The sequence below is a fragment of the Amycolatopsis plumensis genome (assembly GCF_042652605.1).
In the GTDB taxonomy this organism is placed as follows: domain Bacteria; phylum Actinomycetota; class Actinomycetes; order Mycobacteriales; family Pseudonocardiaceae; genus Amycolatopsis; species Amycolatopsis plumensis.
In genome coordinates, this window is the sequence record NZ_JBHSJY010000001.1 from 6512406 (window position 1) to 6537626 (window position 25221).

Sequence of the window (25221 nt, forward strand, 5' to 3'; positions counted from 1 at the left end):
GACGCCCTTGAACCCCGGCGGAGCCCGCCCGTACCCTCGCGCGGGTGACGGGGTCGTTCTGGTGGGACCTGCTGATCGGCGTCGCGGCCGCGCTGGTGGTCGCGTGGGCCGCCCTCGTTGTCGCGCTCGTGATCGTCCGGCCGCGCGGTGGGCTGCTCCGGGAAGCGCTGCGGCTGCTGCCGGACGTACTGCGGCTCGTCCGCCGGCTGGCCTCGGACAAGTCGCTGCCGCGCGGGGTGCGGATCCGGCTCGGGCTGCTGCTGGCCTACCTCGCGCTGCCGATCGACCTGGTGCCGGACTTCATCCCGGTGCTCGGGTACGCCGACGACGCCATCATCGTCAGCGCCGTCCTGCGCTCGGTCGTGCGCCGCGCCGGGCTCGAGGCCGTGCGGGCGCACTGGCCCGGGACCGACGACGGGTTCGCCGCCCTCACCCGCCTCACGAGGTTGCCTTGACGTGCGCGTCAACCGTTAGCTTCCGGTGAGTGAAGTTCGGAATCAGTTACAGCACGCCCTTTTTCGGCTCCGACCCGGACGTGCTCGCCGGGTTCGCCCGCGACGCCGAGGAGTGCGGGTTCGAGTCGATTTATCTGCCGGAGCACATCGCGCTGTACCCGGGTGCGCAGATCGGGCCGATGGCGCTGCCGCCCTCCCTGCCGTACGCGGACCCCTTGGAGTGCCTCGGCTTCATCGCCGCCGTCACCAGCCGCATCCTGCTGGGCACCGGCGTCCTGCTGCTGCCGTACCACCACCCGGTGGTGCTCGCCAAGCGCCTGGCCACGGTCGACGTGCTGTCGGGCGGCCGCATGCGGCTGCTCACGGTCGGCGTCGGCGCGCTGCCCGGCGAGGCCCGGGCGGCCGGCGTCGATTTCGCCACCCGCGGCCGCCGGGCGGACGAGGCCATCGACGTCCTGCGGCTGCTATGGGCGGGTGGCGAAGAGGGAGTCGATCACCACGGCGAGTTCTTCTCCTTCGAGGGAGTCTGCAGCTACCCGAAACCGGTCGGGGTCCGCACGTTGCCGATCCACGTCGGCGGATCGAGCACGGCGGCAGCGCGCCGGGCCGGCCGGCGCGGTGACGGGTACTTCCCCGGCGGTGCGCTCACGGCGGACGAGCGCCGCCGTCAGTTCGAGCTGGTCCGGGCCACCGCGAGCGATCCGGAGAACATCGAGTACACGCGCTGGGGCACGCTCGACATGTCCACAGAGGACGTCGAGGAGCTGGCCCGGCAAGGGGTGACCCGCATCGTCGTGAGCCCAGGCGCGGCCGAGCCCGCGGAAAGACGGGCGGAGCTGGCCGGGTTCGCCGAGCGGTTCGGCCTCAGCTGACGTCGTCCACCAGGGACTCGATGCCCGGCGGGAGGCTCGCCCGCCGGGCCCGGTCGGCCACGAACCCCGCGATCGCCGCCCGCAGCGCGCGGACCGCCCGGGTGGGTTCGAGGTCGGCGCGGTGGGCCAGCTGCACCACGCGCGTCATCCCGGCGTCCGGGGTGAACCGGGTCATCCGGAACTCCTCGCCCGCCACCGTGCTCGGGACCACCGCCGCGCCGACGCCCGCGCGGACCAGCTCCAGCACCGCGTCCATCTCGCCGCCCTCGATCGCGAACGACGGCTCGAACCCGGCCGCGCGGCAGGCGTTGACCGTCGCCTCCCGGACGTCGTAGCCGCGGCGGAACATCACCAGCGGGACGTCGGCGAGCCCGGCGATGCCGAGGCGGTCACCCGCCACCGGCGCGTCCGGGGCGGAGATCACCACCAGCTCCTCGAGCAGCAGCGGGGTCGCGGCGAGGCCGGCGTCGGCGGTCGTCCGGGCGCCCGCGAGCAGGGCCAGGTCGAGCGCGCCTTCGGCCAGCCGCTGCCGCAGGTCGCCCGACCCGCTTTCGTGCAGTTCCAGCTGGATGCCCGGGTACCGGCGGCGGAAGGCCGCGAGCATCGCGGGCAGCAGGCCCGTGCACAGGCTCGGCGGCGCACCGAGCCGGACGCGGCCGCGGTCGAGCTCGGCCAGCTCCCGGATGGCCAGCCGGGCCGTTTCGGTGTCGGCGAGGATCCGGCGGGCGATCGGCAGCAGGGTTTCCCCGGCCTCGGTGAGGGAGACGTTGCCGCGGATCCGGTGGAACAGCGGCGCGCCCAGGTCGTGTTCGAGGGCGCGGATCTGCTGGGACAGCGACGGCTGGGCGACCCGCACCTGCTCGGCGGCGCGGGTGAAGTGCCGGTGCTCGGCGACGGCCACGAAGTAGGCGAGCTGCTGGAACTGCATAGCTCGAGCCTATCGAGAACAGAGCTATCATGTCTTTGACCTCTGGTCGAGGCGCTCCTACCGTCGATCGGGTGGTGAACACGCTCGCCCCGCACCGGCGCTCCGCCGTCCGGCGCTTCTGGGCTTCGACGATCGGCAAGAAGGCCGTCATGGCGGTCACCGGCCTGCTCCTGCTCGCCTTCGTGTTCGCGCACATGGTCGGCAACCTCAAGACGTTCCTCGGCCCCGGCGACCTCAACCACTACGCCGGCTGGTTGCGCACGATCGGCGAACCGGTGCTGCGCCGCGAATGGTTCCTCTGGCTCCAGCGCGCGGTCCTGCTCGCCGCGCTGGTCCTGCACGTCACCGCGGCGGTGCAGCTGGCCCGCCGCGACCGCCGCGCGCGGCCGGTCCGGTACGCCCACCGGCGGCCGTCGCACGGGACGTTCGCGGTGCGGACCATGCGCTGGGGCGGCGCGACGCTCGCGGTGTTCGTCGTCTGGCACATCCTCGACTTCACCGTCGGCGCGGTGAACCGGGACTTCGTCCCCGGAGACCCGTACCACAACCTCGTCGCGGACTTCCGGGTCTGGTGGGTGAACCTGATCTACCTGACCGCGCTGGCGATGCTGGGCCTGCACATCCATCACGGCTTCGCCAGCGCCGCGCGCACGCTGGGCGTCACCCGCCCGCGGCGGGAGCGCGCGATCAAGATCATCGGTAGCACGACGGCGGTCGTGGTCGCGGGCGGCTACGCCCTCGTCCCGGTCGCAATCATGACGGGACTGGTGCAATGAAACCTGAGTACCGCGTGGGCGACCCGATCGCCGACACCAAGGCCCCCGCCGTTCCGCTGGAAAACCGCTGGGACGAACGGAAGTTCGCGGCGAAGCTGGTGAACCCGGCGAACCGGCGGCGGCACCGGGTGATCGTCGTGGGCACCGGGCTGGCCGGCGGCTCGGCCGGGGCGACGCTGGCCGAGCAGGGCTACCACGTCGTGCAGTTCTGCTTCCAGGACTCCCCGCGCCGCGCGCACTCCGTCGCGGCACAGGGCGGCATCAACGCCGCGAAGAACTACCGCAACGACGGCGATTCGGTGTACCGGCTCTTCCACGACACGGTCAAGGGCGGCGACTTCCGGGCCCGCGAGTCCAATGTGTACCGGTTGGCGCAGGTCTCGGCGCAGATCATCGACCAGGCCGTGGCCCAGGGCGTGCCGTTCGCCCGCGAGTACGGCGGCCTGCTGGACACCCGGTCCTTCGGCGGCGTGCAGGTGCAGCGGACCTTCTACGCGCGCGGCCAGACCGGCCAGCAGCTGCTGATCGGGGCGTACCAGGCGCTGTCCCGGCAGATCGACGCCGGGAACGTCGAACTGCACGCGCGCACCGAGATGCTCGACCTGGTCGTCGCCGGCGGCCGGGCGCGCGGCATCGTCGCGCGCGACCTGATCACCGGCGAAATCACCACGCACCTCGCGGACGCCGTCGTGCTCGCCACCGGCGGGTACGGCAACGTCTTCTACCTCTCGACGAACGCGAAGGGCTCCAACGCGACCGCGATCTGGCGGGCGCACAAGCGCGGCGCCTACTTCGCGAACCCGTGCTTCACCCAGATCCACCCGACGTGCATCCCGCGCTCCGGCGAGCACCAGTCGAAGCTGACGCTGATGAGCGAGTCGCTGCGCAACGACGGCCGCATCTGGGTCCCGAAGCGGCCGGGCGACCCGCGGCCGCCGGGCGAGATCCCCGAGGACGAGCGCGACTACTACCTCGAACGCCTCTACCCGAGCTTCGGCAACCTCGTGCCGCGGGACATCGCTTCCCGGGCGGCGAAGAACGTGTGCGACGCCGGGTTCGGCGTCGGGCCCGGTGGCTTGGGCGTCTACCTCGACTTCGCCGACGCGATCGCGCGGCTGGGACGTCCGGCGATCGAAGCCCGCTACGGCAACCTCTTCGACATGTACCAGCGCATCACCGCGGAAGACCCGTACGCGGTGCCGATGCGGATCTACCCGGCCATCCACTACACGATGGGCGGGCTCTGGGTGGACTACGACCTGCAGAGCACGATCCCCGGGCTGTTCGTGATCGGCGAGGCCAACTTCTCCGACCACGGCGCCAACCGGCTCGGCGCGTCGGCGCTCATGCAGGGGCTCGCCGACGGCTACTTCGTGCTCCCCGCCACGGTGAACGACTACCTCGGCAGCACGCGGCTCGACGAGGTCCCCGCGGCCGCGGTCCGCGAGACCGAAACCGAAGTGCGCGAACGGATTTCCCGGCTGCTGGCGGTGCGGGGCACACGATCGGTCGACTCGTTCCACCGCGAACTGGGCCTGCTGATGTGGGACCACTGCGGGATGTCCCGCACCCGCGAAGGCCTGCGCAAGGCCCTCGACCGCGTGCCCGAACTGCGGGCGGAGTTCTGGCGGGACGTCCGGATCCCCGGGGGCGAGGAGTTCAACCAGGAACTCGAAAAGGCTCATCGCGTGGCCGACTTCCTCGAACTGGCCGAGCTCATGCTCGTCGACGCACTCGCCCGCGAGGAGTCGTGTGGCGGGCACTTCCGCGAAGAACACCAGACGGCATCGGGGGAGGCCTTGCGGGACGACGAGCACTTCGCCCACGTCGCCGCGTGGGAGTACGGCGCCGAGCCGGTGCTGCACCGCGAGGAACTGGTTTTCGAACACGTCCACCCGACCCAGCGGAGCTACACGTGAAACTCACCGTCCGCGTCTGGCGGCAGGCCGGACCGGCCGCCGAAGGCCGGCTCGTCGCCTACCCCGTCGACGGCATCAGCCCGGACATGTCGTTCCTGGAAATGCTGGACGTGCTGAACCAGCGGCTGATCGAGGACGGCGACGAACCGGTGGCGTTCGACCACGACTGCCGCGAGGGCATCTGCGGCTCGTGCGGCGTCGTGATCAACGGCCGGGCGCACGGCCCCGAGCGCACGACGTCCTGCCAGCTGCACATGCGCTCCTTCGCCGACGGCGACGTCGTCGACGTGGAACCGTGGCGGGCGGCGGGGTTCCCGATCGTCAAGGACCTGGTCGTCGACCGCTCGGCGCTCGACCGGATCGTCCAGGCGGGCGGGTACGTCAGCGCACCGACCGGCAGCGCGCCGGACGCCCACGCGACCCCGGTCCCCAAGCCGGACGCGGACCTGGCCTTCGACAACGCGACGTGCATCGGCTGCGGCGCCTGCGTGGCGGCGTGCCCGAACGGCTCGGCGACGCTGTTCACGGCGGCGAAGGTGACCCACCTGAGCCTGCTCCCGCAGGGCGGGCCGGAGCGCGCGAGCCGGGTCCTCGACATGGTGGACGCGATGGACGCCGAGGGCTTCGGCGGCTGCACCAACACCGGCGAATGCGTGGCGTCGTGCCCGAAGGGGATTCCGTTCGCGAGCATCGCGACGCTGAACCGCGAGTACCTGGCCGCGGCTCGGTCCGGGAGGTCAGAACCCCGGTAGCAGGACGGCGAACCGGCGGCGGCCGCGCGGGGTGATCCGCAGCTCGCGGTCTTCCGGGCCGCGGCGGACCAGACCGTCGGCCAGGAACGCCTCCAGCACTTCGTGGCCGAGGACGCCCCCGAGGTGGGGAACGCGGTGGGTCCGGTCGAGGCAGGCGGTGGCCGGCCGCCGCCGGCCGGGGTCGACCTCCGACGGCGAGACGCCGAGGTCTTGAAACGCCGAGAGGTCCTCACCCAGGGCCACGTCCGGTGTGGAACCGTCCGGCGGCCGCAGGGCTCCCCGGGCCACGAGCAGGGCGAACACCGACACGCCCAGGCGTCCCGCCGTGTGGTCGTAACACGTGTGCGCGAGGTCCGCGCCCGACTCGGCGCGATCCGGCGGCGCGATCTCCTCCTTGCCGGCGTAGTGGGCGAGCGCGGTGAGCACGCCGAGGAGGTCTTCGCGGCCGACGCGGTACACCGCGTGCCGCCCGGTGTGCTCGACCGTCACGAGCCCGGCCGCCCGGAGCCGGGCCAGGTGGTTGCCCAGCCGGGGCGCGGTGACGCCGAGCGCGTCGGCCAGCTGCACCATCGTGTGCGGGCCTTCCGCGGCCAGCACCTGCAATGCCGTGAGCCGCACCGGGTCGGCCAGTTCGCGCGTCAGCTCGACGATCGCGCCCTGGACGGCGTTGCCCGCATCGACCAGCCCGCCCATCACCGTTCCTTTCCGACGCGCGCGAGCCTAGCACGCTTCACGAGGACGTGAATGATGTTTGCGCGGGACCGGCCGCGGCCATACCATTCACGTCATCGTGAAGGGTGGATGTATGCGAAGTCTCCTCTGGGGCCGCGGGGTTTCCGCGCTCGGCGACGGGCTCTGGTTCACGATCTGGGCGCTGTACCTCACCCGGATCGCCGGGCTCCCGCCGGTCACCGTGGGCGCCGGACTGGCCGTGGCGAGCGCGGTGGGCATGGCCGCCGCGGTGCCGCTGGGCGCCTTCGCGGACCGGGCGGGCGCGCGGCCGGTGCTGGTCGTGCTCACCCTCGTGCGCGCCGTCGCGATGGCCGGCTACCTCGCGGTGGATGGCACCTGGTCGTTCCTGGCCGTGACCGTGCCGTTCACCGCCCTGGCGACCGGCGGGACCGCGGTGCGGACGGCGCTCGTCACCGGTCTCGTCACCGAGCCGGCCGAACGGGTGCGCGCGCTGGCGCAGCAGCGGGTGGCGCAGCACGTCGGGTACGCCGTCGGTGCCGGGCTCGGCGCCCTGGTGCTCACCGCCGACACGCGGTGGGCGTACACGCTGGCCATCGCGGGCAACGCCGTCAGCTTCCTGGTGCTCGCCGGCGCGACCCTGCTGGTGCCCACGCCCGCCCGGACGCCGGTGCCGACGACGACCCGGGTGGTGCTGAAGGACCGGCCGTACCTGTGCCTCACCGCCGCCACGGCCGTGCTTTCCCTGTGCTGGGCCATGTTGTCGGCCGGCCTGCCGCTGTGGCTGTCCGGCTGGACCCACCTCCCGCTCGGGTTGGGCGGGGTCGTGGTCGTCATCAGCTCGGTGGGCATCGCGGTGTTCCAGGTGCCGTTCGCCCGGTTCGTCCGCACGGCGCACCAAGCCGCGCGGACGGCGGTGGTGTCCGGGCTGGTCCTCGCGGCCAGTTGCGCACTGTTCGCCACGACGGCCGGCGGCTCGGGAGTGCTCGCGATCGGTGTCGTGGGCCTCGCCGCGGTGCTGCACGTCGTGGGGGAACTGGGGTACGTGGCCGCCAACTGGGGTCTGTCGGTACGGCTGATGCGTGAAGACGCCAAGGGTGCCTACCAGGGCGCGACCGAAGCCGCGACGGCCACCGTGCAGATGGTCGGGCCCGGCGTGTTCACCCTTGCGGTGGGCGGTCTCGGCGGCCCCGGATGGTTGCTGGTCGCGGTGGTGTTCCTCGCGGCCGTCGCGCCGGTGCCCGCACTGACCCGCTGGGCGATCCGGACGCGGCAGCCGGTGGCCGCCCGGTGAGCGACGCACGTCACCCTCCCGGCCCGGAACACCAGCGGGGCCACGACGTTGTACAGGGTGTCGGTACGGCGGTGCCCCCGGGCCTCACCCCCTGCCTTCACGGAATACCGGTAACGCTGGAGCCGTGTTGTGCCTTCCGCCGCGAGGCGGCCCCCGTACCGGCCTTGAACTCCCGTCTCCGCTCGCAGGTCGACCCCCCTCGGACCTCCGCTGAGCGGAGGCGGGCCTACTTCTTTCCCCGCTCCCACAACAACAGCACGGCGGTCACCAGCGCGTAGCCGAACAGGAAGTCCTCGACCGGGATGTCCCACGGGAACCGCCAGCCGGTGATGCCGTCCGGGGCGTACCGGACGATCGGCGCCGAAAGCTTCGTCAGCCACCCGTCCACCGGGATCTGGAAGGCGACGACGATCGCCATGGTGACCCAGTACGCCGGCCGCCGGAACAGCCCGGTGCGCAGGAAAAGCAGCTCCCACGCGACCACGGCGAGCACCGCGGCGACGGCGGGAACCGTGTAGCCCCACGGCATCACCGGCGCCCCCGCCGCAGCAGCCGCCCGGTCAGGCCGACCCCTTCGTAGGTGAGCACCCCGCACACCGGGATGACGACGAAGAAGAGGACTTCTTCCAGCGGGATCCCGAACGGCACCCGCAGGCCGGTGACGAACGCCGGGTCGAAGTGCCAGACGCCGGCCGCGATGGCCAAGGCGTCCCAGACGAGGAACACCGCGGCCACCGGCAGCACCGCGCGGACCAGCCGGCCCGGCCTGCGGTACACCCGCGCGCCTGCCAGCTCGATCGGCACCGTCGCCAGGACGCACGCGCCGAGGACGAGCAGGTATTCCGCGCGGCCCACGTCAGCGGGCTCCGGAGCGGAGTTGGCCGCACAGTCGGTCGAGCACACCGGGATTCTGCCCCGGATGCCGGAATCCCGCAGGCGACGTCCGCGCGTTTGCCGCACCGCGCGCCGGGTACACCGCGCCCGGCGGTGCCCACCCGGTGTTCGAGCTCAGTCCGTGGTCTCCACAGCCCCGGCAGCCGGGCGGGCCACCGCCGCCATCAGTGGGTGCCAGCGCGTCGCGTCGAAGATCAGGCTGATGGCCTCGATCTTCCCGTCGCGCAGGCGGAAGTGCTCCGCGGTGTGCTGCACGCCGACCGGGGTGGCGGTGTGGACGTCGTAGACCAGCGTGGCCTCGGTGTCGCCGTAGAGCTCGCTGATCAGCTCGACCCCGGTGACGATCCCGACGAATCCCGCCAGCCCGTCGAGGTGGCCGCGGGCGTCGGCCGACTCGATCAGCGGGCTGCGGAAGGTGAACGTACCGGCCAGCTGCGCGGCCGCGGCGGTCACGTCGCCGTCGAAGCGGGCGCGGTGGTAGGCCTGCACGGTTTGCCGGGTCTGTGCGGTCATCGGTCCTCCAGGTGTCGGGCGAGGTGGTGCTGGTTTTCGGCCAGCCGCAGGCACAGGTGCCGCAGCTGGGCCGTCTCGGCGGCGGTGAACCCCCGGAAGAGCGGGGCCATGGCCAGCTGCGACGGCCGCCGGAACTCCTCCAGCCAGGTCCGGCCGTCCGCGGTGATCCGGACCTGCACCGACCGCCGGTCACGGGTGTCAGGCACGCGCTCGGCGAGGCCGGCGCGTTCCAGGGTGTCGACCAGGCCCGTCACGTTCCGGGAGCTCACCCCGGCGGAGCCGGCGAGGTCCTTGATGTTCGCGGCGCCGCCGGCGAGCCGGATCAGGATGTCGAGGGCGCCGGGGCTGAGGCCGCGGCTGTCGGTGCCCCGCGACCGCAGCCCCTCGAGGCTGCGCGCTGCGGTGCGCACGGCGGCCGCGGCCTCCAGCACGCCGGTGTCTTCGCCGAGCGTGAACCCGGCCAGTGCGCCGCGGACCTCGGGGGAGTAGAGCCGGCCGTCCTCGTCCCGGGCGAAGTTGAGTACGTCATTCATAGTGAAGCACTACATTAGTACGTGCTTCCGTATCTTTGTCAACATCTCTGTCCGGGGTCTGTCCGCTCGCAGGCGTTAACCAGGCTTTCGCCCGGCGTTAGCCTCGGTCCCGGGACAGGTTCGCTTTTCGCCACCCATACTGACCCGGCTCGCCACCACGACACCCCGGAGTCCCCATGACGGACGTCAACCGACGACGTTTTCTGCAGCTGGCCGGCGGAACCGCCGCCCTTTCCGCGCTGTCCACCAGCATCGCCCGTGCCGCGGAGATCCCCGCGTTCCACCGGACCGGGACGCTGCGGGACGTCGAGCACATCGTGGTGCTGATGCAGGAGAACCGGTCGTTCGACCACTACTTCGGCACGCTGCGCGGGGTCCGCGGCTTCGGCGACCCGCGGCCGGTGACGCTGGCGAACGGCAAGTCCGTCTGGGCCCAGTCCGACGGCAAGCGCGACATCCTGCCGTTCCGCCCCGATGCGGACAACCTGGGCCTGCAGTTCATCCAGGACCTCCCGCACGGCTGGAACGACACGCACGCGGCGTGGAACGGCGGCCGGTACGACAAGTGGGTGCCCGCGAAGGGCTCGACCACCATGGCGTACCTGACCCGCGAGGACATCCCGTTCCACTACGCCCTCGCCGACTCGTTCACCATCTGCGACGCCTACCACTGCTCGTTCATGGGCTCGACCGACCCGAACCGCTACTACATGTGGACCGGGTACACGGGCAACGACGGCCAGGGCGGCGGCCCCGTCCTCGGCAACGACGAAAAGGGCTATTCCTGGACGACCTACCCCGAGCGCCTGGAGCAGGCCGGGGTGTCGTGGAAGATCTACCAAGACATCGGCGACGGCCTCGACGCCGCCGGCGGCTGGGGCTGGATCGAAGACGCCTACCGCGGCAACTACGGCGACAACTCGCTGCTGTACTTCAATTCCTACCGCACCGCGAAGCCCGGCGAGGCCCTGTACGAGAAGGCCCGCACCGGCACGAACGCCAAGGCGGGCGAGGGCTACTTCGACCGGCTGCGCGCCGACGTCAAGGCCGGTCGCCTGCCTCAGGTTTCCTGGATCACCGCGCCCGAAGCGTTCTGCGAGCACCCGAACTGGCCGGTGAACTACGGCGCCTGGTACATCGCGCAGGTCCTCGACGCGCTCACCGCGAACCCGGACGTGTGGAGCAAGACCGCGCTGTTCATCACCTACGACGAGAACGACGGCTTCTTCGACCACGTCGTCCCGCCGTACGCGACGGCCGGGCAGTCCACTGTGGACACCGCGGGCGAGATCTTCGCGGGCTCGGCGGCGAACCCGGCCGGCCCGTACGGGCTCGGCCAGCGCGTGCCGATGCTCGTGGTGTCGCCGTGGAGCAAGGGCGGCTACGTCTGCTCGGAGACGTTCGACCACACCTCGATCATCCGGTTCATCGAACGGCGCTTCGGCGTGCACGAGCCGAACATCACGGCCTGGCGCCGCTCGGTCTGCGGGGACCTGACCTCGGCGTTCGACTTCGCCCGGCCCGACGCGCGGGTGCCGGCCCTGCCGGACACCGCGGGGTACCTCCCGCCGGACCGCAACCGGCACCCGGACTACGTGCCCGCCGTCCCGGCGAAGGCCGTGCTGCCGAAGCAGGAGCCGGGGCTGCGGCCGGCGCGGGCGCTGCCGTACGACCTCGCCGCCGACGCCCGGGTGGGCGCCGCGCTGGACCTGACGTTCGTCAACCAGGGCCGCGCGGGCGCGACGTTCTACGTCACCTCTCCGGGTGGCGAGCCGCGGACGTACACCGCGGGCGCGGGCTGCTCGCTCGCCGCCACGCTGCCGGTCTCCGGGGGGTACGACTACACCGCGCACGGGCCGAACGGGTTCCTCCGGCAGTTCCGGGGCAGTTCGGCCGGGCCGGAGGTGAGCGCCCGGCCGGAGGGGCGCAGCGGCAACCTGGCGCTGGTCCTGACCAACAGCGACCCGGCCCCGGTGCGGCTCACGCTGACCGACGCGTACACCGGCCGGTCGACGTCGCGGCAGCTGAAGCCGGGCGCGCGGGTGGTCGAGGTGGTGGACACGCGGCGCAGCGGCCACTGGTACGACGTCTCGATCGTGTCGGACCGCGATCCGCGCTTCCTGCGCCGACTCGCGGGGCACGTCGAGACCGGGCGGCCGAGCACGAGCGACCCGAACACGCTCACCGGCTGAGCTCGATCGGGGGCGTTTGTCACCCGGCCGTGGTCGCGTCCGTTGCGGCTCCCGGTTCCGGGTGGGACGGTCGGGGAACCGACTGTTTTCCCACCACGGAACCAGGAGTGCGGATGACCACCACCGAAATGCCTGCCGTGCACGAGTGCACGGTCAGCGGCTGTTCCTACAACCACGACGGCTGCCACGCCTTCGCGATCACCGTCGGCGGCGGCAACGGGTCGGCGGACTGCGGCACGTTCGTCCCGCTGAACACGAAGGGCGGCTTGGACCGCGTCGTGGCCCAGGTCGGCGCGTGTTCGCGGACCGACTGCCGGCACAACTCGTCCCTGGAGTGCACGGCGGACAACATCCGCGTCGGCCCCGGCGACGGCGGCCACGCGGCCAACTGCCTCACGTACACGACGAGGTAGCACCAGCCACCCCGGCCGAGCTCTCTGCCGCGGCAGGTCGTGAGTGGTAAGGAGGGTTAGAACCCTCCTTACCACTCACGACGGGACCCGGGCAGGTGCCGGGTCAGTGGGTGCCGCGGCAGGTCGTGAGTGAGAAACAGTGTTCTAACACTGTTTCTCACTCACGAGCCCGGGTGCGGTAGGGGCGGTCAGGTGGGTGCGGGGGCTGTGCCGAACTCCAGGGCCGTGCGGCCCTCGGCCACCTCCGTCGTGTCGCGCAGGGCCAGGCCGCACTCCTGCGCCAGGGCGGTCAGCTCGGCCGCCGTTCGCTCGCGGCCGCCGAAGCACATCAGCATGAACAGGTCCATCGCCGTGCCCGCGGCCCGGCGCAGGGGCTCGATCACCACCACCGTGCCGTGCGCGCCCGCCGCGCGGCGGCAGCCGGTCAAGATGGTGCGGGCGTGCTCGTCGTCCCAGTCGTGGAGGATGTCGGACAGCACGTACGCGTCCGCTCCCGGTGGCAACGGATCGAAGAAGCTGCCGGCCACCGCGCTCGCCCGGTCGCCGAGCCCGTCCGCCGCGAACCGGGCCGCCGCTGCGGCCGCCGACGGGGCCAGGTCCAGCACCTCGCCGCGCACCGCCGGGTGCGCGCGCAGGATCTCCGCGAGCACGACGCCGTCCCCGCCGCCGACGTCGACGATCCGGGGAAACCGCCCCCAGCCGAACCGCGCGGCGATCTGCGGCGCCTGCACCCGGAACCGCCAGTTCATCTGGGCGTCGAACGTCCGCCGCAGCCGGGGTTCGGCGTCGATGTCGGCCCAGAAGTCCCGGCCGTACCGCTGCTCGTAGGCCGGCCTGCCGGTGGTGATCGTGCCCAGGAGGTCGGCGAACGCCAGCTCCGCGCGGCCGCCCGCGGCGTGGATGTCGAGCAGCAGCATGGCGCCGTCCGTGCGCAGCTGCGCGCCCAGCTCGGTGGGCCGGTAGCGGCCGGACTCCGCGTCGCACGCGAAGACCCCGGCCGTGACGAGGTGGTCCAGCAGACAGGTCAACGCCGGCGCGGACGCGCCCGTGGCGGCGGCGAGCTCGGCGGCCGTCGCTTCTCCGTGCTCCGCGAGACCGAGTGTCGCCGCCACCCGGACGGCCATGGGCGTGGCCAGGTCGGCCAGCGCGAGGATCGACTGCTTCACCCGGTCGAGATTAGCGAGAGCGTGGCATCATGGCGATCGGCAAACCGAACGAAAGGCGTCGCTGATGGACGCTTTACCGAACGATGACGGTGGTCCGTCGATCCGCGACATGCTGGCGGTCAACCTCCGCGCGGCGCGGGCGGCACGCGGCCTGTCGCTGTCCGAGCTGTCCCGGCGCTCGGGCATCGGCAAGGCGACGCTGTCGCAGCTCGAAGGCGGCACCGGCAACCCGACCATCGAGACCGTGTTCAGCCTGTCGCGGGTCCTCGAGGTCGCCATCTCCGACCTGCTCGACCACCGGCCGCGCGGAGGGCTGACCGTGGTGCGGGCCGCCGAGGTCGAAGTCCTCCGCGGCGAGGGCGTCGACCTGCGGCCCCTGCGCCGGATCGAAGCCGAGAACAGCGTCTTCGAGGTCTACGACCAGCTCGTCCGCGGGGACGCGCCGCAGCGCTCGCAGGGGCACGTCGGCGTCGAGCACACCGTCGTTCAGGCCGGCCGGCTGTGCGTCGAGGTGGCCGGCCGGACCGTGGAGCTCGGGCCCGGCGACTACGTCGCCTTCGACGCCCGCGAGCCGCACCGGTACACCGCCCCGGACGGCCCCGTGCAGTCGGTGCTCCTGCTGCAGTACCGCGCGGGCGAACGGCTCGAGGGCGAGCCGCACCCCGTCCTGGCGGATTGACGGGACCCAAGCGGCGACCTATCGTTCGCTATACCGAACGGTGGAGGGTCGATGAACCGAACGCGGGTGGTGGTGATCGGCGCCGGGATCGTCGGTGCGGCGTGCGCCCGGGAACTCGCCCTGGCGGGGTTCGACGTCCTGGTCCTCGACCGCGGCCGTCCCGCGGGCGGCACCACTTCGCACGGGGAAGGCAACCTGCTCGTCTCCGACAAGGGGCCGGGCGCCGAGCTCGCGCTCGCGCAGCTGTCCGCCCGGCTTTGGCCGCGGCTGGTGGCCGAGATCGCCGAAGACGACCCGCGGGCGGCCGCCGCGACGGAGTTCGACCCGAAGGGCGGCATCGTCGTGGCCACCACCGAGGCCGGAGCCGACGCGCTCGTCGCGTTCGCCGAGGCGCAACGCACCGCGGGCGTGCGCACCGAGCGGCTCTCCGCGGCGGACGTCGCGGCGGCCGAACCCGCGCTGACCCGCGAGGTGACCGCCGCCGTCCGCTACCCGGAGGACGCCCAGGTGCAGCCGGCGGGCGCCGCGCTGGCCCTGCTGGGTTCGGCGCTGCGCCACGGCGCCCGGCTGCGCACCGGCGCCGAGGTCACCGGCGCCCGGGTCCGGGACGGCCGGATCACCGGGGTCCGCGTGGCCGGCGAAGTGGTCGAGGCGGACGTGGTGGTGAACGCCGCGGGCCCCTGGTCGGGGCCGGTGTCGGCCCGGCTGGGCGCGCCGATCGCGGTCCGGCCCCGCCGCGGCGAGGTCCTGGTGACCACGCCGATGCCGGGCGTGGTGCGGCACAAGGTGTACGACGCGGACTACGTCGGCGCGGTCGGCACGGGCAGCGGCGAGCTGCAGACGTCGGCGGTGGTGGAGTCGACCTGGGGCGGCACGGTGCTGATCGGCTCGTCGCGCCGCCGCGTGGGCTTCGACGACACGATCCGCCCGGACGTGCTGGGCGCGATCGCGGCCAAGGCGGTCCGGCTCTTCCCGGCTCTGGCCGACGCCGCGGTGATGCGCGCCTACGGCGGCTTCCGGCCGTACGTGGACGACCACCTGCCGGTGCTGGGCGAGGACCCGAGGCTCGCCGGGCTGTGGCACGCGACCGGACACGAAGGGGCGGGCATCGGCTTGAGCGTCGGAACGGCTCTTCTGCTGCGCGAGTTGCTGACGGGCGCGACCCCGTCGATGCCGGTGGCGGAGTTCACCGTGGACCGTCCGGCGGTGCTGGCGTGAGCGAGCCGATCGAAATCACCGTCGACGGCCAGACCGTCACCGGGCTCGCCGGGCAGACCGTCGCCGGCGTGCTGCTCGCTGCCGGGTGGCTGTCCTGGCGGACCACGCGGTCCGGTGCGCCGCGCGGGGTCTTCTGCGGGATCGGTGCCTGCTTCGACTGCCTGCTCACCGTCAACGGCGTCGCCGACGTGCGGGCCTGCCGCCGCCGCGCCGCCGACGGCGACGAAATCCGGACCCAGACACGGGAGGAGCGCGCGTGACGCACGTCGTCATCGTCGGTGCCGGGCCCGCCGGGCTCGCGGCCGCCGAGCACGCGCTCGCCGCCGGGGCCGACGTCACCGTCCTCGACCAGGCCGACGCGCCGGGCGGCCAGTTCCACCGGGGCGCCGCGCACCGGCTCGAAGCACTCCTGAGCCGGTGCGAGTGGTGGCCGGAAAGCACCGTCTGGGCGGTGGAAGGCCGGCGGGTGCACGTCCTGCGCGGCCCGGCCGACGGGACGCACCGCCGTCGCCGCACCCTCGAACCCGGCGCGCTGGTCCTGGCCACCGGCGCGCACGACCGCGTCCTGCCGTTCCCCGGCTGGCAGCTGCCCGGCGTGTTCACCGCGGGCGCCGCGCAGGCACTGGCCAAGGGGGAGCGGGTCGCCGTCGGGCGGCGGGTGCTCGTCGCCGGGGCCGGGCCGTTCCTGCTGCCGGTCGCCGAATCCCTGGTGGACGTCGGAGCCGAAGTTCTCGGCGTCCTGGAGGCGAACCCGGCCCAAACCGTCCTCAAAGGATGGTCGTGGCGGGCGGCCGCCCACCTCGGCAAGATGACCGAACTGGTTCGTCACGCCGGCACGCTGGCCCGGCACCGCGTCCCGTACCGCATGGGCCGGGCGGTGATCGAGGCCCGCGGTGGCGACCGGGTCCGCGAAGCCGTCACCGCTCGCGTGCGCGCGGACTGGTCGGTCGTCCCCGGCACCGAACGCACCTACGCGATCGACGCGCTCTGCGTGGGGCACGGCTTCGTGCCGCAGCCCGAACTGGCCGTGGCGGCCGGCTGCGCCCTCGACGGCGGGTTCGTCCGGGTCGGCGACGACCAGCGCACCAGCGTCGCCGGCGTGTTCGCCGCGGGGGAGCTCACCGGGATCGGCGGCTCGGTCGCCGCCGCGGCGGAAGGCGCGGTCGCCGGGCAGGCCGCCGCCGGGAGGACGCCGGGCCGTGCCCTGCTCGAACGGCGCGACCACGCCCGTGCCTTCGCCCGCCGCCTGGCCGCCGCCCACCCGATTGGCGCGGCGTGGCCCGGCTGGCTGCGCGAAGACACGGTCGTCTGCCGGTGCGAGGAAACCAGCTACGGCGACCTGAAGACCGCCACCGCGGACCCGGCCGCACCCGGCCCGCACGCGCTCAAGCTCGGCACCCGCGCCGGGCTCGGCCCGTGCCAGGGCCGGATGTGCGGCCTCGCCGTCGCGGACCTCTGCGGCGGTGCCGAACGCCACCACCGTCCGATCGCCCAGCCGATCCGCCTGGGCGAGCTCGCCGAACCGAAGGAGCTCCCATGACCACCCGCGACCTCGGGGGCGTGGTCGTCGCCGCCGCGTTGCCCTACCGGGCCGACGACACCGCGCCGGCCGGGCTGGCCGTCGACTACGACGCCTACGCCGAGCACTGCCGGTGGCTCGTCGCGAACGGCTGCCGCGGGGTCGGCCCGAACGGTTCTCTCGGCGAGTACTCCTCGCTCACCGACGACGAACGCCGCCGCGTCGCCCGCACCGCGATCGAGGCCGTCGGCACGGACGGGATCGTCGTCGTCGGCGTGCACGGCCCCGGCGCGCACCAGGCGCGGTACTGGGCCGAGGCGGCGGCCGAGGACGGGGCGCACGGCGTGCTCTGCCTGCCGCCGACGCTCTACCGCGCCAACCGCGGCGAGGTGCTCGCCCACTTCGAGGCGGTGGCGTCGGCAGGCCTGCCGGTGATGGTCTACAACAACCCGTTCGACACGAAGGTCGACCTCACGCCGGACCTGCTGGCCGAGATCGCGCAGATCGACAACGTCGTGGCCGTCAAGGAGTTCTCCGGTGACGTCCGCCGCGTGCTGGAGATCCGCGAGCGCGCACCCGGCCTGGCCGTGATCTCCGGCGCCGACGACGTCGTCCTGGAGAGCCTGCTGATGGGCGCGACCGGGTGGTTCGCCGGGTTCCCCAACGTGTTCCCGGCCGAGTCGGCGCGGCTGTACGAGCTCGCCACGGCGGGCAAGCTCGAGGAGGCCAGGGCGCTGTACGAACCGCTGGTGGCCGCGTTCCGCTGGGACTCGCGCACCGAGTTCGTCCAGGCCATCAAGCTCGGGATGGACATGGTCGGCCGCCGCGGCGGGCCGTGCCGCCCGCCGCGGGGCCCGCTTTCGGACGTCCACCGCGAGCAGGTCCGCGCCGACATGGGCCGCGCGCTCGCGGCGCTGGGGGTGGCGTAGATGCGGGCGTCGCGCGCGATCACGGCGGTCGACTCGCACACCGAGGGCATGCCGACCCGGGTGGTGACCGGCGGGGTGGCCCCGATCCCCGGTGCCACGATGGCCGAGCGCCGCCGCCACTTCATGGCGCACCTGGACCACCTGCGGCAGTTCCTGATGAACGAACCGCGCGGCCATGCGGCGATGAGCGGCGCGATCCTGCAGCCGCCCTGCCGCGAGGACGCCGACTGGGGCGTGGTGTACATCGAGGTGTCCGGCTGCCTGCCGATGTGCGGCCACGGCACGATCGGCGTGGCGACGGTGCTCGTGGAGACGGGCATGGTGGAGGTGACCGAGCCGACGACGGTGGTCCGCCTGGACACCCCGGCCGGGCTGGTGCACGCGGAGGTGTCGGTCCGGGACGGGCGCGCGACCCGGGTCAAGCTGCGCAATGTGGCGTCGTTCCTCGCCGAGCGCGACGCCGAGGTTTCCGTGCCGGGCCTGGGTTCGGTCCGCTACGACCTCGCGTACGGCGGAAACTTCTACGCGATCTTGGATCTGTCCTCCGTGGACATCCCGTTCGACCGGGCGGAGAAGGACCGGATCCTGGCCGCGGGGCTGGCGATCATGGGCGCGATCAACGAGCAGCGGCCGCCGAAGCACCCGGAGGACCCGCTGATCGGCGGGTGCAAGCACGTCCAGTTCCTGGCGCCGGGGTCGGACGCGCGGGCGTCGCGGAACGCGATGGCGATCCACCCGGGCTGGTTCGACCGGTCGCCGTGCGGCACCGGGACGTCCGCCCGGATGGCCCAGCTGCACGCCCGCGGTGAGCTGCCGCTGCACACGCCGTTCGAGAACTCTTCGTTCATCGGCACGACGTTCACCGGTGAGCTGGTCGCCGAGACCGAGGTGGGCGGCGTGCCGGCGGTGGTGCCGGAGTTCTCCGGCCGGGCGTGGATCACCGGCACGGCGACGTACCTGCTCGACCCGGACGACCCGTTCCCGGCGGGGTTCGTGCTCTAGTGTCGCGCGTCCGAGATTCGTTGACCGCGGCCCCGGCTCAACCGCCCCAATGTGGCCTTGGTTGCGTCTGACGCACCCAAGGCGGCCTTCGGTGCTCCTCCCATGCCCCCACCGCCACCCTCAACGGAGGCGCTTCGCGCCGCTGCGTCATTCAACGCACCGAAGGCCACATTGGGGCGCATCGGCCCGGACGGCGAAGAGCTTGCGACGCGCGACACTAGGCGGGCTGCCAGAGCTCGATCCGGTGGCCTTCGGGATCGGTGACCCAGCCGAAGCGCCCGACCCCGGCCATGTCCTGCACCTCGTCGGCGACGTCCGCGCCGCGGGCGCGGAGCTGCCCGAGCATGGCGTCGAGGTCGCGGACCCGGAAGTTGAGCATGGTCTGCTGGGTCTCGGAGCCGAAGTAGCCGGTCCCGGCCTCGAACGGCGCGAAGACGGTGGGCCCGGGTTCCTGCTGCCAGAGGCCGTTTTCGTCGGTGTCGAGCCCGAGGCAGTCGCGGTACCAGGCGGCCAGGGCGGCGGGGTCGGTGGCGCGGATGAAGTACCCACCGATGCCGAGCACACGTTCCATGCGCCCGATCCTGCCAGCCGGGGCACCGGTGGGGCGGCTGACACGCGGGCCGCTCCGGCACCGCACCCAACGCCGTCGTGAGTGAGAAACAGTGTTCTAACCCTGTTTCTCACTCACGGCAAAAACCGTGTCCGGGGTTCAGTGCGCGTTTTCGGTGGCGCTCGGACGGCGCGGGGGTTCGGGCGGGCGGGCGCCGCCGGTTCGCGGCACGATCCGGGCGGCGGCCGTGCCGAGCCCGGTCGGCCCGAACGCCGAGGCGGGCAACGCCGGCGGCCGGCCGGGTGCGTCGGGCGGGCGGGGCGGGGTCACGGGCTCGGGCATCATCCCTCCCGGCCGATCTCGGCGCTTTCGAGGACGGCGAGGGCGTCGGGGACGAGGACGGCGGCGGAGTAGTAGGCGGAGACGAGGTAGGAGATGATGGCTTGTTCGTTGATGCCCATGAAGCGGACGTTGAGTCCGGGTTGGTATTCGTCGGGGAGTCCGGTTTGGTGGAGTCCGACGACGCCTTGGGCTTGTTCTCCGGTGCGCATGAGCAGGATGGAGCTGGTGCGGGTTTCGGTGACGGGGATTTTGTTGCAGGGGAGGATGGGGATGCCGTGCCAGGAGGGGACTTGGTGGCCGGCGAGGTCGACGCTGGCGGGGTAGATGCCGGCTTTGGTGCATTCGCGGCCGAAGGCGGCGATGGTGGTGGGGTGGGCGAGGAAGAAGCTGGGGTCTTTCCAGACGAGGGTGAGCAGGGCGTCGAGGTCGTCGGGGGTGGGTGGGCCGGTGCGGGTGGGGATGCGCTGGGCGAAGTCGGCGTTGTGCAGGAGCCCGAAGTCGGGGTTGTTGACCAGTTCGTGTTCCTGCCGTTCCCGCAACGCCTCCACCGTCAGCCGGAGTTGTTGTTCGATCTGGTTCATGGGCTGGTTGTAGAGGTCGGCGACGCGGGAGTGGACGCGGAGCACGGTTTGGGCGACGGAGAGTTCGTATTCGCGGGGGCGGGCTTCGTAGTCGACGAAGGTGCCGGGAAGGACGGGTTCGCCGTCGTGGCCGGAGGCGAGGGAGATTTCGGCTTCGCCGTGGTCGTTGCTGGCGGCGGCGCCGCGGGCGCGGTAGCCGGTGAGGTGGGTTTGGAGGGTTTCGGAGCGGGCGAGGACGTCGTCGAAGGCGGCGCGGGGGAGGGACAGGACGGTGCAGGTGGTGACGGCTTTGGCGGTGAATTCCCAGATGCCGTCGTTCTGGGTGAGGGTGGTTTCGCCGAAGTGGTCGCCGTCGGCGAGGGTGCCGAGGACGACTTGGTCGCCGTAGGCGCCGGTGCCGACCTTGGTGATCTTGCCGTGGGCGAGGAGGAAGACTTCGTCGGCGGGGGAGCCGAATTCGACGAGGGTGTCGCCGGGGGCGTATTCGCGTTGGGTGAACCGGTCGGCGAGTTCGGTGAGGACGTCTTCGTCGTCGTAGCCGCGCAGGGGGGCCAGTTCGCCCAGCTCCGGGGGGATGACGCGGACGTGGGCGCCGGTGGTGGTGAAGGTGACGCGTCCGTCGCCGACGGCGTAGGAGAGGCGGCGGTTGACGCGGTAGGCACCGCCGGAGACTTCGACCCAGGGCAGGAGCTTGAGCAGCCAGCGGGAGGAGATGCCCTGCATCTGCGGGACGGACTTGGTCGTCGTGGCCAGGGTCCGGGCCGCCGCCCGGCTCAGGCTCGACGGCGCCAGCTCGGATTCCACCTGCTCGGATCCCACCGGGTCGGTGACAGTCACAACGAAAACCCCAATCACTGGTAGCGGGGATTGGTGGCGTGCCAGGTGAAGCCGCCGCCCATCCAGGAACGGACACCCACGAGGAAGCGCTGCAGCTCCGGCGACGGCACGGCCAGCAGCGCGCGGTGGCCGTCCTCGAACTCGTGGACGATCTTGTTGTGCAGCGCGACGGTGGCCTCCACCGCCTCCTCGACCGAGCAGTCCCGGTCGGCCGCGATCTGCAGCACCATGTTGCAGACCGGTTTCTCGTCGGCCGCGTCCTTGGCGACCGAGTGCAGGTCGTTGACCAGCACCGACGCCGTCCCGGCCCGCATCATCGCCTCACGCACGCGCGGGTCGTAATAGAACGGCGCGGCCAGCTCGTAGCCGCCCACGGCGTCGACGAGCGTCATCGACGTGTAGAAGCTGTCGTGCTGGCGAGCCGCCAGGTATTCCCACGCCGGGGGATACCGCCCGGTGTGGCGCCACGCCGCGTAGGCGTCCCAGCTGACGAACATCGAGAACGTGGCGTAGCAGACCCGCTGCACGAGCACCGGCGAGCCGTGGCGGCCCAGGTGGTCGATCCCCGAGTGCAGCCCGACGAGGATCGGGTCGCTGCGCAACGCCTCGTCCAGCGGATCCGAGAACTCCCCGGCCGGGGCGACCGGGTCCATCGCCGCCATCACCAGCGCCAGCCGCGGCGGGAGCTCGGTGGGGGCCGCGCCGAGCGTGCTGTCGTCGGCGTAGTAGTCGTCGGCCGCCCACCAGACCGCGTTGAGCTGCGCCGCGACCAGCAACCGGTCCGGGTCGTCGCAGTCGGTGTGGGCGAGCATCGCCAGCCGGCCGAACCCGGCGCCGGCGATCTGCTCCAGGCCCTTGCCGGTGAACCCGCAGTCCGCCGCCCAGGCGACCAGCCACCGGTCGACCTCGGCGGCCAGGCCGTCGTCGACGCGGCCCTGGACCGGGCAGTACAGCGGCGACGCGCTGCCGTCACCCCACGGCAGGTACGCGTACGCCGGGTCTTGCCCGGCCGACGGCGCGAACTGGGTCGCGATCCGCGCCGCCGACGTCCCGAGCCCGAACGGCGCCGCCGGCAGCCCGCCGACGGTCCACTGTGGACAACTGGTGCTCTCCCCGGTCACCGCGCCCGCCTCAGACGCGGTCGGCGGCGATCAGCAGGTAGTGGAAACTGCCTTCGCGGTAGGCGGTCAGGAACGGCTTTTCGACGCCGGTGGCGACCGACGACTTCTCCCGCAGCTCCCAGTAGGGAATCGTCGCCGCGGTCAGGTCGACGACGTTGATCGGCACGAACCCGTTGGCCGCCATGGCCTTGAAGTAGTCGCCGCGCGCGTGGATGTTGCAGATGTAGTGCTGGTCGATCTGGCTCACCGCGCGCGACCGGCCGCCGGTGACGTCGTTGTAGCACCCGGTGATCGTCACGTACCGGCCGCCGGGCTTGAGCTGCCGCGCGTGCTCGGCGAACAGCTCGTTCAGGTCCACGTACATCGTGCTCTCGTTGTTCCAGATGCCTTGGAACGTCCCGGATTCGAAGCCGGTGTCGAGCATGTTCTTCAGGTGGTAGCGCACCGAGCCGTCGATCCCGCGCTGCCGCACGTGCGCGTTGGCGAACCCGACCTGCTGCTCCGAAATGGAAATGCCGTCGACCTGGCAGCCGAACCGCAGGTGGGCCATGACGCTCGTGCCGCCGCGGCCGCAGCCGGCGTCGAGCAGCCGGTCTTCCGGCTTGATCGGGCCGAGGTGGTCGAGCAGGACGTCCGCCTGCGCGGTCTCGAGCCGGTGCATCTCCGCGATGATCGCCTCGTCGCGCCGGTCGGCCGGGGTTTCGAGCACGGCCGGGTCGTAGTCGCCGAGCCCGTAGTGGTGGTGGTAGAGCCCGTCGACGTCGCCCAGCCGGAGGTTCACCGGATCCTTCTCCGCGTTCCAGTAGTCGGCGACCGACTGCTGGTAAGCGGTCCGGGTCACGGGCTTCTCGAGAGCGGTCATCGATGGCACTCCTCGTCGTTTCCTTGGCAGGCAAGGGGATCCGCTCGGCGGCTGCCCCCTGGGAGGAAACGCTAGTGGCGGGGGTTTCTCAGGGACAAGAAGCTTCACTCGGGCTGGATCTTCGTTGCCCGTCCGGCTCAACGACGCCCAGCTCAGAGGTGGCGCGCACGGCGCTGCCACCCCTCGTTCGAGACCAGGCCCGCCACGACCGGGTGACGAAACGCGACAGCGCGTGTCAGGTGATTTCGAGGTTCGCCATCATGCCCCGGTCTTCGTGTTCGGCGTTGTGGCAGTGGAAGAGGTACCGCCCGCGGTAGCCGTCGAAGCGGGTGATGATCTCCGCCGCTTCGCCCGGGCGCAGCGAGACGGTGTCCTTGAGCCCGGCGTCGTGCGGCAGCGGCGGCCGCCCGCCGCGCGAGAGTACGCGAAACCCGGCCAGGTGCAGGTGCACCGGGTGGTGGACGTCGGCGACCAGCCGCCACACCTCGACGTCGCCGAGGGCGACCGTGACGTCCGTGCGGGCCGGGTCGAACGGCCGCCCGTCGATCACCCAGCCGCGCCCGTGGTCCAGTTGCCCGGCGCGGAAGGAGAAGTCGCGGACCCGGACCGGCCGGTCCCAGGTCGGCAGATCCGTCGACAGCACCGCGGGTACCCGGCTGTCGTCCCGGGCGCGGCGGGCGACCCGGAAGGCCATCACCTCGGCGGTGCGCCTGGACCCCAGCCGGTTGAGCAGGCGGACGCGGCCGCCGACCGGGACGTCCGCGAAGTCGACGACGACGTCGTAGCGTTCCGCCGGCCCGATCGGCAGGGTCGCCTGGGTGACGGGCGCGGCGAGCAGCCCCTGGTCCGCGCCGATCTGGACGAGCGGGAGCCGCCGCCCGTCGTCGGCGACGGCCTCGAGTTCGTAGTGGCGGGCGTTGGACGCGTTGAGGATCCGCAGCCGGTACCGGGCCGCGTCGACCTCGTGCACCGGCCACGGCGCGCCGTTGACCAGGAGCACGTCGCCGAGCACGCCGCCCAGGAAGCTCTCCCGCACGCCCGGCCGCTCCCGCAGCGTGCCGTCCACCGACGGGTAGTCGAGGCTGCCGTCGGCGGCGAACGCGCGGTCGGTGATCAGCAGCGGCAGTTCCCGTGCCCCCGAGGGAAGGCCGAGCGCTTCTTCGGCGTCGTCGCGCACGATGTGCAGCCCCGCGAGACCGCGCCAGAGCGCCGGAGCCGTGAAATCCATCCGGTGGTCGTGGTACCAGAGCAACGCCGGCCGCTGGTCGAGCGGGAAGGTGTAGCTGCGGGTGAGGTGCGTCCGCACGGCCCGCGGATCGGGCATGGCGTGGTGCCCCGCCGTCCAGCCCGCGGGCAGCACCAGATCGGTCGGGTAGCCGTCGGAGTCCGCCGGCGTCCGCCCGCCGTGCAGGTGCACCACGGTCGGCACGGGCAGCTCGTTGCGGTGGGTCACGGTGATCGGCCGGCCGCGGCGCGACTCGATCGTCGGGCCCGGGAAGGTGCCGCCGTAGGTCCACATCGGCGTGCGGATCCCGGGCAGGATCTCGATTTCCGCGACGCGCTGGGTGATTTCGTAGCGCCCGGGTGCCACCGGTGGCAGCACCCGGGGCAACGGCAGCGGCACCCGGAACGGCGGTGGCAGCGGCACGGCGCTGCGGAGTTCGGCGCCGGTGACCGCGGGACGCCGCGACAGCGCGGCCGCGGTGGAGATGCCGGCGACGGTCAGCAGGCCGAAGGCACCGCCGAGCCGCAGCGCCTGGCGACGGCTCAGCTCACGCATCGACGACCTCCAGGGGACGCCGCCACAGCGCGACGACCAGCGCGGCGAGCCCGGCGACGGTCAGCACGCCCAGCGGCAGGTGCAGCCACAGAGCGCCGTCCAGCCCGGCGAAGTACTGGACCGTCTCCGCGGCCACCACCGCCGCCGTGGCGAGGAACGGCCACGCCCGCCGCAGCCGGACCCAGACCACGATCGCGACGATCAGCTGCACGTAGCCGAGGGACGTGACGACGTCGGCGCCGGTCGCGTGCAGCCGCAGGCCGTCGTAGCCGCCGCTGAGGTACACCCCGGCGAACACCGGCTGGCCGGTGATCGCCACCAGGTGCGCGCCCGCCACGACCCGCAGGGTCCAGCTCGTTTTCCCGGTTCTTTCCACAATCCGAAGCTATGACCGCGAAGTCATC

The 25221-nt window shown here is 72.5% G+C and carries 28 protein-coding genes; 14 read left to right on the forward strand and 14 right to left on the reverse strand.

Translation table 11 applies throughout. The features are described from left to right. Nucleotides 1-44: 44 nt before the first annotated feature. Complete coding sequence (locus tag ACFPLC_RS31610; RefSeq protein ID WP_378206526.1) at nt 45-455, forward strand: YkvA family protein; 411 nt, start codon at nt 45-47, stop codon at nt 453-455. 29 nt (nt 456-484) lie between these two features. Next, a complete protein-coding gene (locus ACFPLC_RS31615; RefSeq protein WP_378206523.1) occupies nt 485-1327 on the forward strand; it encodes a TIGR03619 family F420-dependent LLM class oxidoreductase in 843 nt (280 codons plus the stop codon). Here ACFPLC_RS31615 and ACFPLC_RS31620 read toward each other — a convergent pair. Beyond that, nucleotides 1320-2255, reverse strand: coding sequence for a LysR family transcriptional regulator (locus ACFPLC_RS31620; RefSeq protein WP_378206520.1), 936 nt, complete (start codon nt 2253-2255; stop codon nt 1320-1322). The genes ACFPLC_RS31615 and ACFPLC_RS31620 overlap by 8 nt on opposite strands. Before the next feature lie 71 nt (nt 2256-2326). Here ACFPLC_RS31620 and ACFPLC_RS31625 point away from each other — a divergent pair, with 71 nt between their 5' ends. From ACFPLC_RS31625 to ACFPLC_RS31635, 3 genes are read left to right on the forward strand one after another with little or no spacing between them, the layout of a single operon-like run. Then, on the forward strand, nt 2327-3031 hold the full coding sequence (locus tag ACFPLC_RS31625) for a succinate dehydrogenase cytochrome b subunit (RefSeq protein WP_378206517.1): 705 nt from the start codon (nt 2327-2329) through the stop codon (nt 3029-3031). After that, nucleotides 3028-4950 carry a fumarate reductase/succinate dehydrogenase flavoprotein subunit gene (locus ACFPLC_RS31630; protein WP_378206514.1) on the forward strand — a complete coding sequence of 641 codons (1923 nt, stop codon included), beginning with the start codon at nt 3028-3030 and terminating at the stop codon, nt 4948-4950. Before ACFPLC_RS31625 ends, ACFPLC_RS31630 begins: the two co-directional genes overlap by 4 nt. Beyond that, complete coding sequence (locus ACFPLC_RS31635) at nt 4947-5702, forward strand: succinate dehydrogenase/fumarate reductase iron-sulfur subunit (protein WP_378206511.1); 756 nt, start codon at nt 4947-4949, stop codon at nt 5700-5702. The genes ACFPLC_RS31630 and ACFPLC_RS31635 overlap by 4 nt, the downstream gene beginning before the upstream one ends. Here ACFPLC_RS31635 and ACFPLC_RS31640 read toward each other — a convergent pair. Beyond that, nucleotides 5688-6395: an ArsR/SmtB family transcription factor gene (locus tag ACFPLC_RS31640; RefSeq protein ID WP_378206508.1), complete on the reverse strand. Its 708-nt coding sequence runs from the start codon at nt 6393-6395 to the stop codon at nt 5688-5690. The genes ACFPLC_RS31635 and ACFPLC_RS31640 overlap by 15 nt on opposite strands. Before the next feature lie 112 nt (nt 6396-6507). On the opposite strand from ACFPLC_RS31640, the gene ACFPLC_RS31645 reads away from it, so the two are divergent. Further along, nucleotides 6508-7686 (forward strand): MFS transporter, encoded by a 1179-nt coding sequence (locus ACFPLC_RS31645; protein ID WP_378206505.1) that lies wholly within the window; start codon nt 6508-6510, stop codon nt 7684-7686. A gap of 226 nt (nt 7687-7912) precedes the next feature. Here the strand turns inward: ACFPLC_RS31645 and ACFPLC_RS31650 are convergent, their stop codons facing one another. The 4 genes from ACFPLC_RS31650 to ACFPLC_RS31665 form a co-directional block, all read right to left on the reverse strand. Further along, entirely contained in the window at nt 7913-8215 is a 303-nt protein-coding gene (locus ACFPLC_RS31650; protein ID WP_373309222.1) for a lycopene cyclase domain-containing protein, read from the reverse strand. Then, nucleotides 8215-8541, reverse strand: coding sequence for a lycopene cyclase domain-containing protein (locus tag ACFPLC_RS31655; RefSeq protein WP_378206502.1), 327 nt, complete (start codon nt 8539-8541; stop codon nt 8215-8217). The genes ACFPLC_RS31650 and ACFPLC_RS31655 overlap by 1 nt, the downstream gene beginning before the upstream one ends. Nucleotides 8542-8694: 153 nt before the next feature. Further along, nucleotides 8695-9093, reverse strand: coding sequence for a hypothetical protein (locus tag ACFPLC_RS31660; RefSeq protein ID WP_378206499.1), 399 nt, complete (start codon nt 9091-9093; stop codon nt 8695-8697). Further along, nucleotides 9090-9626 carry a MarR family winged helix-turn-helix transcriptional regulator gene (locus ACFPLC_RS31665; RefSeq protein WP_378235987.1) on the reverse strand — a complete coding sequence of 179 codons (537 nt, stop codon included), beginning with the start codon at nt 9624-9626 and terminating at the stop codon, nt 9090-9092. Before ACFPLC_RS31665 ends, ACFPLC_RS31660 begins: the two co-directional genes overlap by 4 nt. Nucleotides 9627-9802: 176 nt before the next feature. On the opposite strand from ACFPLC_RS31665, the gene ACFPLC_RS31670 reads away from it, so the two are divergent. Both ACFPLC_RS31670 and ACFPLC_RS31675 read left to right on the forward strand, forming a co-directional pair. Further along, nucleotides 9803-11818, forward strand: a complete 2016-nt coding sequence (locus ACFPLC_RS31670) for a phosphocholine-specific phospholipase C (protein ID WP_378206493.1) — start codon at nt 9803-9805, stop codon at nt 11816-11818. 113 nt (nt 11819-11931) lie between these two features. Beyond that, nucleotides 11932-12231 carry a DUF1540 domain-containing protein gene (locus ACFPLC_RS31675; RefSeq protein ID WP_191316165.1) on the forward strand — a complete coding sequence of 100 codons (300 nt, stop codon included), beginning with the start codon at nt 11932-11934 and terminating at the stop codon, nt 12229-12231. 188 nt (nt 12232-12419) lie between these two features. On the opposite strand, the gene ACFPLC_RS31680 is transcribed toward ACFPLC_RS31675, so the two are convergent. Beyond that, complete coding sequence (locus tag ACFPLC_RS31680) at nt 12420-13397, reverse strand: methyltransferase (RefSeq protein WP_378206490.1); 978 nt, start codon at nt 13395-13397, stop codon at nt 12420-12422. Between the two features lie 64 nt (nt 13398-13461). On the opposite strand from ACFPLC_RS31680, the gene ACFPLC_RS31685 reads away from it, so the two are divergent. The 6 genes from ACFPLC_RS31685 to ACFPLC_RS31710 are packed head-to-tail and all read left to right on the forward strand — an operon-like array spanning nt 13462 to nt 18744. After that, the gene (locus tag ACFPLC_RS31685) at nt 13462-14076 is read left to right on the forward strand and encodes a helix-turn-helix domain-containing protein (protein ID WP_378206487.1); all 615 of its coding nucleotides are present in this window, start codon (nt 13462-13464) and stop codon (nt 14074-14076) included. A gap of 51 nt (nt 14077-14127) precedes the next feature. After that, the gene (locus ACFPLC_RS31690) at nt 14128-15294 is read left to right on the forward strand and encodes an NAD(P)/FAD-dependent oxidoreductase (protein WP_378206484.1); all 1167 of its coding nucleotides are present in this window, start codon (nt 14128-14130) and stop codon (nt 15292-15294) included. Continuing rightward, nucleotides 15291-15554, forward strand: a complete 264-nt coding sequence (locus ACFPLC_RS31695) for a (2Fe-2S)-binding protein (RefSeq protein WP_378206481.1) — start codon at nt 15291-15293, stop codon at nt 15552-15554. Before ACFPLC_RS31690 ends, ACFPLC_RS31695 begins: the two co-directional genes overlap by 4 nt. Beyond that, complete coding sequence (locus ACFPLC_RS31700) at nt 15551-16834, forward strand: FAD/NAD(P)-dependent oxidoreductase (RefSeq protein ID WP_378206478.1); 1284 nt, start codon at nt 15551-15553, stop codon at nt 16832-16834. The genes ACFPLC_RS31695 and ACFPLC_RS31700 overlap by 4 nt, the downstream gene beginning before the upstream one ends. Continuing rightward, on the forward strand, nt 16831-17742 hold the full coding sequence (locus tag ACFPLC_RS31705) for a dihydrodipicolinate synthase family protein (RefSeq protein ID WP_378206476.1): 912 nt from the start codon (nt 16831-16833) through the stop codon (nt 17740-17742). The genes ACFPLC_RS31700 and ACFPLC_RS31705 overlap by 4 nt, the downstream gene beginning before the upstream one ends. Further along, a complete protein-coding gene (locus tag ACFPLC_RS31710; protein ID WP_378206473.1) occupies nt 17743-18744 on the forward strand; it encodes a proline racemase family protein in 1002 nt (333 codons plus the stop codon). It begins immediately after the preceding gene. Nucleotides 18745-18961: 217 nt separating this feature from the next. On the opposite strand, the gene ACFPLC_RS31715 is transcribed toward ACFPLC_RS31710, so the two are convergent. The 7 genes from ACFPLC_RS31715 to ACFPLC_RS31745 all read right to left on the reverse strand — a co-directional run bounded on the left by ACFPLC_RS31715 (nt 18962) and on the right by ACFPLC_RS31745 (nt 25193). Continuing rightward, a complete protein-coding gene (locus tag ACFPLC_RS31715) occupies nt 18962-19315 on the reverse strand; it encodes a VOC family protein (RefSeq protein ID WP_378206470.1) in 354 nt (117 codons plus the stop codon). Nucleotides 19316-19453: 138 nt separating this feature from the next. Next, on the reverse strand, nt 19454-19636 hold the full coding sequence (locus tag ACFPLC_RS31720; protein ID WP_191316156.1) for a hypothetical protein: 183 nt from the start codon (nt 19634-19636) through the stop codon (nt 19454-19456). Beyond that, nucleotides 19636-21054: a family 2B encapsulin nanocompartment shell protein gene (locus tag ACFPLC_RS31725; RefSeq protein ID WP_378235988.1), complete on the reverse strand. Its 1419-nt coding sequence runs from the start codon at nt 21052-21054 to the stop codon at nt 19636-19638. The genes ACFPLC_RS31720 and ACFPLC_RS31725 overlap by 1 nt, the downstream gene beginning before the upstream one ends. Nucleotides 21055-21068: 14 nt before the next feature. Continuing rightward, the gene (locus ACFPLC_RS31730; RefSeq protein WP_378192384.1) at nt 21069-22175 is read right to left on the reverse strand and encodes a family 2 encapsulin nanocompartment cargo protein terpene cyclase; all 1107 of its coding nucleotides are present in this window, start codon (nt 22173-22175) and stop codon (nt 21069-21071) included. Nucleotides 22176-22185: 10 nt separating this feature from the next. Next, on the reverse strand, nt 22186-23037 hold the full coding sequence (locus tag ACFPLC_RS31735; RefSeq protein ID WP_378192382.1) for a geranyl diphosphate 2-C-methyltransferase: 852 nt from the start codon (nt 23035-23037) through the stop codon (nt 22186-22188). Nucleotides 23038-23272: 235 nt separating this feature from the next. Continuing rightward, a complete protein-coding gene (locus ACFPLC_RS31740) occupies nt 23273-24817 on the reverse strand; it encodes a multicopper oxidase family protein (protein WP_378192380.1) in 1545 nt (514 codons plus the stop codon). Then, on the reverse strand, nt 24810-25193 hold the full coding sequence (locus ACFPLC_RS31745) for a hypothetical protein (protein WP_378192379.1): 384 nt from the start codon (nt 25191-25193) through the stop codon (nt 24810-24812). Before ACFPLC_RS31745 ends, ACFPLC_RS31740 begins: the two co-directional genes overlap by 8 nt. Between the last annotated feature and the right edge of the window lie 28 nt (nt 25194-25221).

Coding starts and splice junctions, on each gene's coding strand:
- ACFPLC_RS31620 (WP_378206520.1), bottom strand. CDS start 2,255: ATGCAGTTCCAGCAGCTCGCCTACTTCGTGGCCGTCGCCGAGCACCGG.
- ACFPLC_RS31630 (WP_378206514.1), top strand. CDS start 3,028: ATGAAACCTGAGTACCGCGTGGGCGACCCGATCGCCGACACCAAGGCC.
- ACFPLC_RS31640 (WP_378206508.1), bottom strand. CDS start 6,395: ATGGGCGGGCTGGTCGATGCGGGCAACGCCGTCCAGGGCGCGATCGTC.
- ACFPLC_RS31645 (WP_378206505.1), top strand. CDS start 6,508: ATGCGAAGTCTCCTCTGGGGCCGCGGGGTTTCCGCGCTCGGCGACGGG.
- ACFPLC_RS31650 (WP_373309222.1), bottom strand. CDS start 8,215: ATGCCGTGGGGCTACACGGTTCCCGCCGTCGCCGCGGTGCTCGCCGTG.
- ACFPLC_RS31660 (WP_378206499.1), bottom strand. CDS start 9,093: ATGACCGCACAGACCCGGCAAACCGTGCAGGCCTACCACCGCGCCCGC.
- ACFPLC_RS31665 (WP_378235987.1), bottom strand. CDS start 9,626: ATGAATGACGTACTCAACTTCGCCCGGGACGAGGACGGCCGGCTCTAC.
- ACFPLC_RS31670 (WP_378206493.1), top strand. CDS start 9,803: ATGACGGACGTCAACCGACGACGTTTTCTGCAGCTGGCCGGCGGAACC.
- ACFPLC_RS31675 (WP_191316165.1), top strand. CDS start 11,932: ATGACCACCACCGAAATGCCTGCCGTGCACGAGTGCACGGTCAGCGGC.
- ACFPLC_RS31685 (WP_378206487.1), top strand. CDS start 13,462: ATGGACGCTTTACCGAACGATGACGGTGGTCCGTCGATCCGCGACATG.
- ACFPLC_RS31690 (WP_378206484.1), top strand. CDS start 14,128: ATGAACCGAACGCGGGTGGTGGTGATCGGCGCCGGGATCGTCGGTGCG.
- ACFPLC_RS31705 (WP_378206476.1), top strand. CDS start 16,831: ATGACCACCCGCGACCTCGGGGGCGTGGTCGTCGCCGCCGCGTTGCCC.
- ACFPLC_RS31710 (WP_378206473.1), top strand. CDS start 17,743: ATGCGGGCGTCGCGCGCGATCACGGCGGTCGACTCGCACACCGAGGGC.
- ACFPLC_RS31715 (WP_378206470.1), bottom strand. CDS start 19,315: ATGGAACGTGTGCTCGGCATCGGTGGGTACTTCATCCGCGCCACCGAC.
- ACFPLC_RS31720 (WP_191316156.1), bottom strand. CDS start 19,636: ATGCCCGAGCCCGTGACCCCGCCCCGCCCGCCCGACGCACCCGGCCGG.
- ACFPLC_RS31735 (WP_378192382.1), bottom strand. CDS start 23,037: ATGACCGCTCTCGAGAAGCCCGTGACCCGGACCGCTTACCAGCAGTCG.
- ACFPLC_RS31740 (WP_378192380.1), bottom strand. CDS start 24,817: ATGCGTGAGCTGAGCCGTCGCCAGGCGCTGCGGCTCGGCGGTGCCTTC.